We start from the raw sequence: 13,497 nt of genomic DNA, 5'->3' as shown, positions 1-13,497 counted from the left end.
AAAGGGCCGGTCTCCCATCAGAGACCGGCCCTTTCCCCGCGCCTCTGGCTGGCTTTACGCGGCGGTCATATGTGCCGCCTGATCCGTCGCGTGGCCTTGCGTCTGGCCGACATGAAGGTCCTCCAGAGCCTGCATGAAGTGGTCGACCGCGGAGGTCAGCTCGGTGGTCAGGGTCGGGGCCGTCGCGCCCTGGTCCGCGCCATCCTGATGGCCGCTCTGGGCAGCAAAATGATGCCATTCGGCGGTGGTGCCGTCAGAGGTCGCCGCCGTCCCGTTCCCCGGCATTCCGTGGGTGGGAGTCGGCGTGCCGCTGTCCTGCTGGACCAAGCGGTCATGCCACAGATGGCCGTCCGCCAGGTTGTGACCGGCGTCCGCGCCCTTGGTGGCGTTGCCCTTCGCGGCATCGTCCTTGGCCGTGTCGGTGTTGGCGCCGGTGGAGGTGGTGTCCGTCGCCGATCCCGCGGACTCCTTCATGTCGGTGCCCGCGGCGGTCTGCGTCGTGGTACCGGTTCCAGTTCCGGTCCCGGCCGTGGTCTTCGTCGCGGCGGTCGTGTCGGTCGCGGTGTGGTCCTGCTGCGCCAAGCGGTCGTGCCAGAAGCTGCCCGTGCCGTTGGCCTGGTCGCCGGCCTGGTCGCCGGATTGCGCCGTGTGCTCCTGGCGGAGCACGGCGTGAACCTGCTGCAGCACCTCGCGGACGGTGCCGGCGTTTTCACCGGTGGCCTCGGTCAGGGCCTTGACCAGCGGGCTGCCGCCCTGGCCCGCCCCTGTGCCGTGCGTCGTCAGATCGGTGCCGGCGTCGCTAAGCGCCGTCTTCACCTCGGAGTAGGCTGCCTTCAACTCGATGAGGGCGCTGTCGGAAAGGGTGCCATTCGGCAACGAGGGGAAGGCAGGGGCGGCCGTGGAGCCGGACGTGGCGTCGGATGCGGTGTGGGGTCCGTCCGTGCCGCCGCCCTGCTGCGTGCTCTGGGTGTCGGTACCCTGGGTGCCGGTGGCCTGAGTGTGGGTGTCTTGGCCGTCGGTGGTCTGCGTCAGAGTCTGCGTATCCTGGGCCTTGAACTTGGCGACTGCGCTGTCGGACGTCGTCACGTCGGAGGCCGTGGAAACCACACCTTTCGAAATGATGGCCTTCAGCGTCTCAGTTGCGAAGTTAATAGCCATGAGATGTCTCCAAACATTTCAGCCGATTACCTGGACACGAGTCTCACCGGATTTTCCGGTGATATCGCCCGTTCCGGCGTCATCATGCATGATGACTTTCGGCTCTCGTCGGCGGCTTTGATCAAGCCGTCGGAAACCCTAAGCGCGGCTTTCGCGTTGAAAACACCGAAAAGTGCATCCACCCCCTTTTTTGCCACCAGTTGTGATGATGGATGGGACGAAAGGGGGGCATTCTTAGGCCTGTGGCCGTTCAATGGCCCCGGAACGAGCGTTCGAACGGAGCGCAGTGTACCTCGAACGGGTCGGCACCCCGTCCGGATCTCAGCCATACGCCACCGTACCACCTTCGCAAATGCGGAGTGGTGATGCCGCCCGCCCTTGACGGCCATGCCAACTACCCCAAAGCCGTAAGTGAAGACAAAAGCATAAACCTGAAGAAATCATCTTTTTTAAGCACTCGATACCTGTTGTGAAATTCATCTGACGCGTGCCGGGGTATTTCTTCTTAGGCAATTGCGAACAAGTGCCCAGAAATATCATGTCATGGGGGTCGCAGGCTTCCTCATGGCCGCGAACGATGCGACCGGGTGCCGCCAACGACCGCAAGACATCTCGATCACTTGCACATCTCAGACACACAACGACCCAAGACATAAAACAACCCAAGGAGTGTTTCCCTTGACCGAAGTCATCATCGCGGATGCCGGGCTTGAGGATCTCGACCAACTGCTCACCCATGGGCGTCCGGAGCTTCGCACCCTGCTGGTCTCCGCCGCCGAGGATGCCCACACCGTTCTGGCCGCGGTGCTGGCCGACCGGCCGTCGGCCGTGCATCTGGTGGCCCATGGCGAACCCGGGCGGATCCGGCTGGGCGCCACGCCGCTGGACGCCGGCTCGCTCCTCGACCGGTCCTGGCCGGACGCGCAGGGCACCGAAATCCACATCCACGCCTGCCGCGTCGCCGACGGCGAGACCGGCCGGGCCTTCCTGAACCGCCTTGCGGCGGCCACCGGCGCCACCGTCGCCGCCTCGTCGCGGCCGGTCGGTTCTGCCGAGCAGGGCGGTTCCTGGCAGCTCGATGTGCGGACGGCGCCGGTCCTGGCTGCCTCTCCCTTCGTCGGGGCGGAGACTTGGGCGCACGTCCTTGCGGTCGTGCCGGGCACGCCCGGTAACGACTCCCTGGTCAGCGGGGCCGACGCGGACTCGCTGGTCGGCGGGGCCGGCAACGACACGCTGATCGGCGGCGGCGGCAACGACACGCTGAACGGCGGCCTCGGCGCCGACCAGATCGACGGCGGCGACGGCTTCGACTCCGTCACCTACGAGGACTCCACCACCCCGATCCGGCTCGACCTGCTGAACCCGGGCACCAGCACCGGCGAGGCGGCCGGCGACACCTTCACCAACGTCGAGCATTGGATCGGCGGTGCCTTCAACGACACGATGGTGGCCGGCAACGATCCGGTCTGGTTCTGGGGCCACGGCGGCGACGACCTGGAGTACGGTGGGGCCGGCAACGACACGCTGGAGAGCGGTGACGGCAACGACACTATTTACGGCGGGGCCGGCAACGATCACATCTTCGGCCGTGCGGACCTGGACACGCTGTTCGGCGATGCCGGCGACGACCTGATCGGCGGCGGCGGCGGTGCGGACTCCATGGAGGGCGGTGCCGGCAACGACACGCTGGTCGGCGATTGGGACGCCGACACGATGATCGGCGGCGACGGCGACGACACCTTCTATTCCGGTGAGCACAGCCTTGCCGACGGCACCACCTACGACGAGGCCGACAGCATTTCCGGCGGGGCCGGCAACGATACCTACATCATCGCCGGCCAGAGCGACGCGGGCACCGTCACCTTCGACGGCGGGACGGGCACCGACACGCTGCGCATCAGCTCGGTCGCCGTGAAGGATACGGAGGCGGAGCTTTACCCCACGACGACCAAGATGGACACCGTCGCCACGCCGGTGATCGACATCTCCGGCATGAGGCTGACCAGCGTCGAGCGGCTGGATCTGGTCGGGACGCCGCTCCACACCATCACCATGACCGCGGCGCAGGCCAACGGCTTCACCGAGGGCGTGTCCGGGGCCCGGGTCGGTGATGTCTTCAAGATCGCCGGCACCGCGATGAGCGGCACCGTCGGCTCCGGCAACGGCGCGACCCTGACCGCCGGGCAGGCCCAGGCGGAGACGGTGAACGGCGTCACCCTGCTGCACATCGGCACGGACGCGACCGCCGGCGGCGACGTCACGCTGCGCTTCGCCGGCAGCTTCACGGCGGGCCAGTTCCAGGTGAGCGGCGACACCATCACGCTGGCGACCGCCACGACCACGCCGCCGCCGGACACCACCCCGCCGACGACCACCCCGCCGGACACCACTCCGCCGACGACCACGCCGCCCACCACCACCCCGCCGACGGACAGCACCCCATCCACCGACATGCAGCGCACGGTAGGCGGCGTCGCCGAGACGGTGAAGGCCAGTGCCTACAGCGGGCCGGTGTCGTCGCTGAAGTGGAGCTTCATGGGCGACGATCGCGGCGAAGCCCTGAGCGGGTCGGTCGACAACGACTTCATCAACATGCTCGGTGGCGACGACGCGGCCAACGGCCAGGCGGGCGACGACGTGCTGGACGGCGGGGCGGGCTCCAACTTCCTGACCGGCGGGGCGGGCAACGACACCTTCTTCGTCGATGCGCGCGGCGGGCTGACCACCTGGTCCACCGTCACCGACCTGGACAAAGGCGAATGGGCGACGCTGTGGGGCTACAACCCCGGCACGTCCAAGCTGACCTGGGAGGAGATGGGCGGCGCCGACGGCTACAAGGGCGCCACGGCCCACGTCGACATCGATGGCAACGGCACCATCGACGCCAGCATGACCTTCACCGGCAAGAGCGTCGGGTCCATGACCTTCACCACCGGCAACTCGGACGGCAATAACTACATCGCCTTCATCAATCTCTGAGCCGCCGAGAAGCCTCCATCTGACTTTGCCGAACCTCCGGCTCCAGGGCACTGCGCCCCGGGGCCGGAGGCCTTTTTGCATCACTCCGTTGTTGATGATCCGTGTTGATGCACCAGAGGGGACCGTCAACCTTGACCGAGTCGGGCGTCCATCGTATCGGTTGAACACGGCAAGCGCATTCGCTGTGGAGGTTGACCGTGCGTGGCGAAGACATGAGGCTCCTGCGCGAGGAGCGCAAACTCTCACAGCCGGATTTCGCGGCTTGGCTGAACGAGCGGCTGGAGCGGCGCTACGATCGCTCCAAGATTTCCCGTTGGGAAAGCAACAGCGAGAAGATCCCCGACGCGGTCGTCCGCTTCCTGCTGAAGGAGACGGCGGTCGTGGACGGCCGGCACGGCCCGGCGCTCGTCGTCTGCCTCGCCAACCAGAAGGGCGGCGTCGGCAAGACCACCTGCACGGTCAACACCGCCAGCATCCTGGCGCGCGAAGGCTACCGCGTGCTGATCATCGACGCCGACCCGCAGGCGAACGCCACCGCGCACTTGGGCATCGACCTGATCGAGTATGAGGAGGGGCGCCGCAAGTCGCTCGCCCACGTGCTGCGCGAGGAGGTCGCCATCGAGGACATCACCGTCCCGGTCGGCGACATCGGCCTGGAGATCGCGCCGTCCAGCATCGAGCTGGCCTCCGTCGAGGTGGAGCTCACCGCCGATCCCAGCGGTCCGATGGCGCTCCGTGAACGGTTGCAGGAGGCGCGGCAGGTCTACGACTTCATCTTCGTCGACTGCCCGCCGAACCTTGGCCAGTGCACGGCCAATGGACTGGTGGCGTCGGACGTCATCGTCATCCCCTGCCAGACCGAATACCTGTCCTCCATCGGCGTGAACCACCTGCTGAAGACGATTAATAAGTTGAAGCGGCGCTGCCACCCCAGCCTCGCGGTGCTGGGCATCCTGCCGACCATGCACAACGCCCGCCTGAACCAGCACCAGGTGACGCTGGAGCAGCTGCATTCGGCGCTGGGCAGCACGCTGCGCATCTTCCCGCCGGTGCCGCGGGCGACGATCTACGGAGATGCAGCGCTTGCCGGCCGCGCCGCGCTGGAGGCGGTGCCGGACGCGCCGGGGGCGGCCTCTTACCGCACGCTCGCCGACGCCATCGCCGCAGAACGTCGCAAGCGCGTGGAGGTGGCCCATGTCGCGTAAGCTCGGGACTGGGAACCTCGCCCGGCTGAACGCCATGAGCCGCGGCGCGCTCGCCGTCTTTGCGGAGCCGGAGCAGGGCGTCCGCATGGTCTATCCGGACGTGGACTGGATCGAGGCCAACCCCGACCAGCCGCGCCGCCGCTTCGACCCGGCGGAGCTGGACGCACTGACGGAGTCCATCCGCAAGTACGGCCTCCAGCAGCCGATTGGCGTTCGGGAACTGGGGCCGAGCCGATTCCAGCTGGTGTTCGGGGAGCGGCGCTTGCGCGCGGTCCGTGCCCTCGGCCAGCAGACGGTGCCTTGCATCCTGGTGCCCGACGGAGTGGACACGGCCGAGGTCGCGGTCGTGGAGAACGTGCTGCGCGCCGACCTGACCCCCTTCGAAGAGGCCGACGCCTTCGTGGCGCTCGTGGAGAAGCACGGCTACTCCCACGCCGATCTCGGGCAGATCATGGGGCGCGACCGGGCGGAGATCACCAAGACCATCGCGCTGACCAAGGTCTCGGCCGCGGTGCGGGAGCGCTACGAGGGGGCGCCCAAGAAGGTCGCGCGCTACAAGCTCTACCAGATCGCGGCGCTTGACGCTCCTGAGGAGCAGATGCGCCTGTGGGAGTCGCTGTCCAGCGACCAGTCGGCGACTGAACCCCCTGCCCTCGGCGACACCCCGGCGTGTGGTTCGGCCCGCGCAACGGCCCCGAGGGACGAGCCCGAGGCGGTGCTGAGCGCCTTCAGCCTGCGGGTCTCGCGCAACATCCTGCGCACGCGGGAGGCGCTGCACGCCTTCCAGGAAAAGCCCAAGCGGCTGGAGGACGTGGACCGCGAGGTGCTGCGTGACCTGCGGTCCGCCATCGACACGATCCTCGACGGTGAGCCAGCCTGACGGTGAGAATTCTCACCGCCCTGTTGTCCGGCGGTGCGTGGTGAGAGTGGTGAGAATTCTCACCATTCTGTCGTCCGGTGAAGAACGGTGAGAATTCTCACCAGCCCGAGGCCAAGAAAAAGCCCTCTCCCACCGGCCGTGGGAGAGGGCTTTTCCATTTGCCCCGAAGCGGCGGGTCAGTGCGCGCTGCCGCCGTCCTCGAAGGAGGGGGCCGGCAGGCCGGAGTTTTCCAGCTGCTCGACAACCATGGCCTTCAGCCGCTCCAGCCCTTCGGGCGTGCCGGACTCCGCACGGGCGACCAGCACGTCCTGGGTGTTGGAGGCGCGCAGCAGCCACCAGCCATCCGGCGTGCTCACGCGCACGCCGTCGATGGCGTTGACGGTGGCCCCCGCGGCGGTCAGGCGCTCCTTGACCTCCTGCACAACCTGGAACTTGCGTTCCTCGCTGACCTGGAAACGGGTTTCCGGCGTGTTGACCACCGGCGGCAGACGGTCGCGCAGGTCCGCCAGCGTCACGCCCAGCTTGCTGACCAGCCCGATCAGGCGCACCGCGCAGTACAGCGCGTCGTCGAAGCCGTACCACTTGTCGGCAAAGAAGATGTGCCCGGACATCTCGCCGGCGAGCGGCGAGCCCACCTCGGCCATCTTGGCCTTCAGGAGCGAGTGGCCAGTCTTCCACATCAGCGGCTTGCCGCCCTGCCGTGCGATCTCGTCGAACAGCGTCTGGCTGGCCTTCACGTCGGCGATGATGGTGGCCCCGGGGTGGCTCTTCAGCACGTCGCTGGCGTAGATCGCCACCAGCTGGTCGCCCCACACGACGCGGCCCTGGTGGTCGATGGCGCCGATGCGGTCGCCGTCGCCGTCGAAGCCGATGCCGATGTCGCAGCCGTGCTCCGCGACCGCCTTCTTCAGGTCCACCAGGTTCCGCTCGACCGTCGGGTCGGGGTGGTGGTTGGGGAAGGTGCCGTCGATCTCGTCGAACAGGCGGATGTGGGTGCCCGGCAGCCGGGCGGTCAGGCGGCGCAGGATCTCGCCGGTGGCGCCGTTGCCGGCATCCCAGACGACCTTCAGGTCGCGCACCCCATCATAGTCCTTCAGCAGGCGCTCGACGTAGGCGTCCTTGACGTCGACCTGTTCGGACGAGCCCTGGCCCGACGCGTAATCGGCTTTGGCCGCGATGGCGCCGATATCGAGGATCTGCTGGCCGTAGACCGGTCCCTTGCCCAGCATCATCTTGATGCCGTTGTACTCCGGCGGGTTGTGCGAACCGGTGATCATGACGCCGGCCGCGGCCTCGCGGTCGCGGGTGGCAAAGTACAGCATCGGCGTCGGGCCCAGCCCGATGCGCAGGACGTGCAGCCCGCAGGCGACCAGCCCGTCCACCAGGGCGGCTTCCAGGTCCGGCGAGGACAGGCGCCCGTCATAGCCCACGCACACGGTCTTTCCACCACCCCGAGCGACCATGGTGCCGAAGGCACGGCCGACGGCGCGGGCGTCGGCGGGGGTGAGCGTCTCGCCGACGATGCCGCGGATGTCGTATTCCCGCAGGACGGTCGGGTGGAAAATGTGCACGTCGCTCATGGATGTCTTGTCCTTTGGTTTGGAACGCCCCTGAAACTGCGACGCCCGCCGCCCCGGGGTCAACGGGAACGGCGGGCGCGGGTCGTAGCCCGGTCGTGGTGCGTCAGGCATACTTCCGAAGCATCTCGCGAACCTTGCCGGCCATGTCCGGGCGCTTCAGCGCGTGGGCCAGCGTGGCCTCAATGAAGCCGACCTTGTCGCCGCAGTCGTAGCGGGTGCCCTCGAAGCGCAGGCCGTGGAACGGCTGGTTGCCAATCAGCTTGGCCATCGCGTCGGTCAGCTGGATCTCGTTGCCGGCGCCGCGCTGCTGCTTTTCCAGGTGGTCGAACACCTCCGGCTGCAGGATGTAGCGGCCGATGATCGACAGCGTCGAGGGCGCCTCCTCCGGCTTGGGCTTCTCCACCAGCCCGCGCACCGTCGCCAGGCGGCCGTCGTCCTTCTCCACGTCCAGGATGCCGTAGCTGCTGGTCCGCTCGCGCGGCACGTCGACGACGGCGACGACGTTGCCGCCGACCTCGTTGTAGGCCTCGACCATCTGCTTCAGGCAGGGCGTGTCGCCCTGCACGAAGTCGTCGGGCAGGACGATGGCGAAGGGTTCATTGCCGATCACCGCGCGCGCGCACCACACCGCGTGGCCGAGGCCGAGCGGCACCTGCTGGCGGGTGTAGAAGCAGCGCCCGGGGGCGATCTCGCTGTCGTGCACCACCTCCAGGGCGTCGGCCTTGCCGCGCTCCTCCAGCGTGCGGTTCAGTTCGGTGTCGGCGTCGAAGTGGTCCTCGATGGCGCGTTTGCTGCGGCCCGTGACGAACACGAAGTCCTCGATGCCGGCGGCCCGCGCCTCTTCCACGGCGTGCTGCAAGAGCGGACGGTCGACCAGCGGCAGCATCTCTTTCGGGATCGCCTTGGTGGCCGGCAGGAAGCGCGTGCCAAGACCGGCAACGGGGAACACCACCTTGCGCACAGGTTTCTTCATCGGGAGGCTTTCTTGTGGACCGGTTCTGAATGGGAAAGGCGTCGTGCGTGGCTTATTGCCCCATGCAAGCGGGGAGGCGCCGATTGGGACACGCTGGTGCGCCGCCCCCGTCTGGCGGCGGGCCATGGCGGGTGAGGCCGCGAGGAGCGGCATCCCACCGGCCTGGGAAAGAGTCCCCCCGCCCCGGGCCGCCGGGGGAAGGGGCCGGGCAAGGGGACTGGGCCGCGTGCGTCAGATCGCCTGGAGGTAGGCCGGATCGAGGGCGCCGTGGCGGAAGGGGATCCAGTCCTTGTGGTCGGCGCGGTATTGCAGGCCGTAGGGATTCTTGAAGAAGATTTTCTGGAGCGGCTGCCCGCCTTCGGCGCGGGTGCGCTCCAGGTCGATCAGCGGGGATGTGGCAAACAGCTTTTCCCAAAGCTCGGCGTTGTCCACGTCGCGGCCAGCGTTCTTGACGTAGTCGCGGGCTGCGTCGCTCAGCTGCCAGGCCTCTTCGACCATCGCGTAATAGTCCACAGTACCCTCGGCCATGACTCTGCTCCGAAGCGTTCCAGATGCCGCTGGAATAGCGCATTTTCGCCAGGGAGGAAACCTCCGCGCGGTCCCTTATTCAACCGGGCTTCGCGGATGGGGGAATGCCCAGCGCCTCGGCCAGGGCGGCCACCACCCGGTCCACGTCGGCGTCGGCCATCGCCGGGAACAGCGGCAACGACAGGGTCTGCGCGTAGTGCTCCTCGGCGCCGCCCAAGGCGAGGGCGCCGTACCGGCGGCGCCAGTAGGGCTGGCGGTGCACGGGGATGTAATGGACCTGCGTGCCGATGCCGCGCGCCCGCAGTTCCGCCATCACCCGCGCTCGCGGCCGGCCGGCGGCGGCGAAGTCGATGCGGACCGCGCACAGGTGCCAGGCCGGCCGGCACCAGGGCACGCGGGCGGCGGGCCGGACCAGGGGCGAGAGCGGGGCCAGCCGCGACGCGTAGAGGTCCATCAGATGCCGGCGGCGCGCCACGAAGGTGTCCAGCCGCGCCAGTTGGCTGAGCGCCAGGGCCGATTGGATGTCGGTCAGCCGGTGATTGAAGCCCGGCTCGGCCATCTCGTAGTACCAGGGGTTGGCGGTGCCGTCGTTGTCGAAGGCGGCCCCGTGATCCTCGAACCCGGCCGGGTCGCGCTCCATCCCGTGGTTGCGGAAGCGGCGCAGGCGCGCGGCCAGACCCGGGTCGTTGGTCGTGACCGCACCGCCCTCGCCGGCCGCGATGGTCTTCACGGGGTGGAAGGAGAAGGCGGTCATCGCGGCGGAAGGACCGAAGGCGCCGGACCCGACCGGCACGACCCGACCGTCCGCCGTGACGTCCGCGCTGCCGATGGCGTGGCAGGCGTCCTCGATGATGGCGAGGCCGCGGGCCACGGCGAGCGCGCCGAGGGCTGCCCTGTCGGCGGTCTGCCCGGCGAAATGCACGGGGGCCAGGGCGCGCACCCGCCAGCCGGCGGCCTCAGCGCGCGCGATCGCGGCTTCGGCCTGCTCCGGCCCCATCAGGCTGGTGGCGGGGTCGACGTCGGCGAAGGCGACCTCCGCCCCGACGTAGCGCGCGGCGTTGGCGGTGGCCAGGAAGGTCACGCTTGGCACCACCACCGCGTCACCCGGCCCGAGGCCGAGCGCCAGGCAGGCCAAGTGCAGAGCGGCGGTGCCGTTGGCGCAGGCGACGGCGTGGGTCGCCTGCGTGCGCCCGGCCAGGGCGCGTTCGAAGGCCTCGACCGTGGGGCCTTGGGTCAGCCAGTCGCCGCGCAGCACCGCGGTCACCGCGTCGATGTCGGCTTGGTCGATGTCCTGCCGGCCGTAAGGCAGGAAGGGAAGCGGGCTCACGGGGCCTCGGCGATCAGGCGGACCAGCCCGTCGCTGTCGAGCCAGTCGTCGTTGATATCACTGGCGTAGCGGAACCCGTCGGCGACCGGCCGGGCGCCCAGGCGCTGGTAGGGCTCGTGCGTCCAGAAAGCGAAGGTCGGCTCGATCACGTAGCGGTCGGCCAGCTCGAAGGTCTGGCGGGAGTCGTCCTCGGTGATCATCACCTCGTGCAGCTTCTCGCCCGGCCGGATGCCGATGAGCTTGTGCGGCAGGCCGGGCGCCAGGGCGCGCGCCACGTCGACGATGCGCATGCTGGGGATCTTGGGCACGAAGATCTCGCCACCCTGCATCATCGCCACGCAGGACGCGACGAAGTCGACGCCGTGCTGCAGCGTGATCCAAAAGCGGGTCATCCGCTCGTCGGTGACCGGCAGGAAAGCCGCCCCCTCCGCAATCATCCGGCGGTACAGCGGGATGACCGACCCGCGCGAGCCCACCACGTTGCCGTAGCGCACCACCGAGAAGCGCGTGCCGAGCGAGCCCGACAGGTTGTTGGCGGCGATGAAGATCTTGTCGGACGCCAGCTTGCTGGCGCCGTACAGGTTGACCGGATTGGCCGCCTTGTCGGTGGACAGGGCAACGACCCGCTGCACGCCGGTGTTCAGCGCGGCGCGCACCACGTTCTCCGCCCCATAGACGTTGGTGTGGATGCATTCCATGGGGTTGTATTCGGCGGCCGGCACATGCTTCAGCGCGGCGGCGTGGATGCAGACGTCCACCTCGCGCATGGCCAGCTCCAGCCGCTCGCGGTCGCGCACGTCGCCGATGAAGAAGCGCAGCGTCGCAGCCCAGTCGGGACCGAGCTGCTGCTGCATCTCGTACTGCTTAAACTCGTCGCGGGAGAAGACGATGACCCGACGCGGCTTGGCGCGGCGCAGCACCGTCTCCACGAAGCGGCGCCCGAAGGATCCGGTGCCGCCGGTGACTAGGATGGAACGGCCGTCCAGCAGGTCGAAGCCGGCTTGCGGGCCCCCGGTCGGCGTTTCATTCACACGGTCGCGCGGCATGGTCACGGCGGTCGCACCTGTCGTCTTCTGAAGCCAATCCGACCGACCTTAGCCCGATACCCCTATCAGTCGGTTAAAATTTGGGAAACGGGCCGGCGGGGTTGGGGCTCCGATCGACTCAGGCCAGCCGTGCCGTCACCGCGTCGGCGATGGCCAAGCAGGAGGTCAGGCCCGGCGATTCGATGCCGAACAGGTTGACGAGCCCGGGCAGGCCGTGCGCCTCCGGCCCCTGGATCAGGAAGTCAGCCTGGGGCTGGCCCGGTCCGCTCAGCTTGGGCCGGACGCCCGCGTAGGCGGGGACCAGCGCGCCGTCGGGCAGGCCTGGCCAGTAGCGCCGCACCTCGCCGTAGAAGGCGTCGGCCCGCCGAGGATCGACGGCGTAGTCGATGCGGTCGTACGCCTCCGGCGCCAGCCATTCAACGTCTGGCCCGAAACGGGCCTGTCCGGCGAGGTCGAGCGTCAGGTGGACGCCCAGGCCTCCCTCCACGGGGACCGGGTAGACCAGCCGGGAGAAGGGCGAGCGGCCCTGGCCCAGCGCGTAATAATTTCCCTTGGCCAGCACCCGCGGTGGGGTGTGGTCGGTCGGAAAGCCCTCCAGTCCGCGTGCCACGGCCCAGGCGCTTAAGCCCGCGGCGTTGACCAGGGTGGAACAGGCGATCCGCATCGGCTCCGCCCCGCCGACCTCCAGCTCGAAGCCATCACTGGTCCGGTGGGTGCGCTCCAGCGGGCTCAGCAGGGCCAGCATGGCGCCGGCCTCCTCCGCATCGCCTTGCAGGGCCAGCATCAGCCCGTGGCTGTCGATGATCCCGGTCGACGGCGACAGCAGCGCGCCGACGCAGCGCAGCGCGGGCTCCATGGCCATGGCCTCGGCGGCGGTGATGGCGCGCAGGTCGTCGACCCCGTTGGCGGCCGCTTGGGCCCGGATGGCATCCAGCCGGGGCAACTGCGCGTCTTCGGTGGCGACGATCAGCTTGCCGATGCGGCTGTGCGCGACCCCGTGCTCCCGGCAGAACGCGTAGAGAGCGTCCCGCCCGGCGACGCACAGCCGGGCGCGCAGGCTGCCCGTGGGGTAGTAGATGCCGGCGTGGATGACCTCGGAATTGCGTGAGCTGGTGCTGGTGCCGATGGCGTCCGCCGCTTCCAGGATCACCACCTCGCGGCCGGCCCTGGCTAGACGCCTGGCGATCGCCAGCCCGACCACCCCGGCCCCGACCACCACGCAGTCCACCCGCTCCATGCTGTCCCTCCGGCCTTGCTGTCCGTTGCTTCCCGTCCACGCCATAAAAGACGCAGGACGCCCGCCGCACAAGAGACGAGCCGGAAAGAAGCAATCCGGACGGCCTCCGCCGTCTTGCGGGGCTCTTGCGACCGGCGGTGCCGGAGGCCGGGCCAAGGATGCCCAAGGCTAAGCATGAAAGGGGAATGTGCGCTTCGTGAGAATGGAGCGGGCGAAGGGATTCGAACCCTCGACCCCAACCTTGGCAAGGTTGTGCTCTACCCCTGAGCTACGCCCGCGCCGCTCCAACGAAGGAGGCAGGGAGATACCTCAGGCGGGCGGTGCAATGCAAGCCTCTGTTTGCCCCCACGCTCAAGTTTTTTTGCGTTTGGCCCGAATGGTTGGGCTCGGACGGGCTCCGAACGATGGGGATGAACCGGACTGGCGCATCGGAAGAGGTCCGTAGGCTTAAAGTTATACTCCGCTCAATACAATTGACTTCGGTTGGCCGTCTGTGGAACTTTCCTCCCACAAAACAAAGGCCTTGAGGTCTGGGGAGGAAACCAAAAACATCATAATGCTCCAAGAGCATTAGGCTGCCGCGC

General features: G+C 68.4%; 10 protein-coding genes and 1 tRNA gene. 3 read left to right on the top strand and 8 right to left on the bottom strand.

Annotated features, from left to right (window positions below):
- Positions 1-54 precede the first annotated feature (54 nt).
- The gene (locus M2351_RS27270; RefSeq protein ID WP_264659191.1) at positions 55-1,158 is read right to left on the bottom strand and encodes a hypothetical protein; all 1,104 of its coding nucleotides are present in this window, start codon (positions 1,156-1,158) and stop codon (positions 55-57) included.
- Between the two features lie 678 nt (positions 1,159-1,836).
- On the opposite strand from M2351_RS27270, the gene M2351_RS27265 reads away from it, so the two are divergent.
- The 3 genes from M2351_RS27265 to M2351_RS27255 all read left to right on the top strand — a co-directional run bounded on the left by M2351_RS27265 (position 1,837) and on the right by M2351_RS27255 (position 6,222).
- Positions 1,837-4,137 carry a DUF4347 domain-containing protein gene (locus tag M2351_RS27265; protein ID WP_264659190.1) on the top strand — a complete coding sequence of 767 codons (2,301 nt, stop codon included), beginning with the start codon at positions 1,837-1,839 and terminating at the stop codon, positions 4,135-4,137.
- Between the two features lie 197 nt (positions 4,138-4,334).
- The gene (locus M2351_RS27260) at positions 4,335-5,342 is read left to right on the top strand and encodes an AAA family ATPase (protein WP_264659189.1); all 1,008 of its coding nucleotides are present in this window, start codon (positions 4,335-4,337) and stop codon (positions 5,340-5,342) included.
- Positions 5,332-6,222, top strand: coding sequence for a ParB/RepB/Spo0J family partition protein (locus M2351_RS27255; RefSeq protein WP_264659188.1), 891 nt, complete (start codon positions 5,332-5,334; stop codon positions 6,220-6,222). Before M2351_RS27260 ends, M2351_RS27255 begins: the two co-directional genes overlap by 11 nt.
- 176 nt (positions 6,223-6,398) lie before the next feature.
- Here the strand turns inward: M2351_RS27255 and pgmG are convergent, their stop codons facing one another.
- The 7 genes from pgmG to M2351_RS27220 form a co-directional block, all read right to left on the bottom strand.
- Positions 6,399-7,802 (bottom strand): phosphoglucomutase/phosphomannomutase PgmG, encoded by a 1,404-nt coding sequence (gene pgmG, locus M2351_RS27250; protein ID WP_264659187.1) that lies wholly within the window; start codon positions 7,800-7,802, stop codon positions 6,399-6,401.
- A gap of 103 nt (positions 7,803-7,905) precedes the next feature.
- A complete protein-coding gene (gene galU / locus M2351_RS27245) occupies positions 7,906-8,775 on the bottom strand; it encodes a UTP--glucose-1-phosphate uridylyltransferase GalU (protein ID WP_264659186.1) in 870 nt (289 codons plus the stop codon).
- A 231-nt stretch (positions 8,776-9,006) separates the two neighbouring features.
- Positions 9,007-9,303: a hypothetical protein gene (locus M2351_RS27240; RefSeq protein WP_264659185.1), complete on the bottom strand. Its 297-nt coding sequence runs from the start codon at positions 9,301-9,303 to the stop codon at positions 9,007-9,009.
- Between the two features lie 79 nt (positions 9,304-9,382).
- The gene (gene pseC, locus M2351_RS27235; protein WP_264659184.1) at positions 9,383-10,630 is read right to left on the bottom strand and encodes a UDP-4-amino-4,6-dideoxy-N-acetyl-beta-L-altrosamine transaminase; all 1,248 of its coding nucleotides are present in this window, start codon (positions 10,628-10,630) and stop codon (positions 9,383-9,385) included.
- Positions 10,627-11,676 carry a UDP-N-acetylglucosamine 4,6-dehydratase (inverting) gene (pseB, locus tag M2351_RS27230; RefSeq protein WP_264659289.1) on the bottom strand — a complete coding sequence of 350 codons (1,050 nt, stop codon included), beginning with the start codon at positions 11,674-11,676 and terminating at the stop codon, positions 10,627-10,629. Before pseB ends, pseC begins: the two co-directional genes overlap by 4 nt.
- 118 nt (positions 11,677-11,794) lie before the next feature.
- Positions 11,795-12,913, bottom strand: a complete 1,119-nt coding sequence (locus tag M2351_RS27225) for an NAD(P)/FAD-dependent oxidoreductase (RefSeq protein WP_264659183.1) — start codon at positions 12,911-12,913, stop codon at positions 11,795-11,797.
- 203 nt (positions 12,914-13,116) lie between these two features.
- Positions 13,117-13,191: transfer RNA gene (locus tag M2351_RS27220), tRNA-Gly, on the bottom strand.
- Between the last annotated feature and the right edge of the window lie 306 nt (positions 13,192-13,497).

This window comes from Azospirillum canadense (genome assembly GCF_025961225.1).
GTDB lineage: Bacteria > Pseudomonadota > Alphaproteobacteria > Azospirillales > Azospirillaceae > Azospirillum > Azospirillum canadense.
The sequence above is the reverse complement of the archived record's forward strand: the minus strand, read 5'-3'. Positions and strand labels throughout refer to the sequence as shown.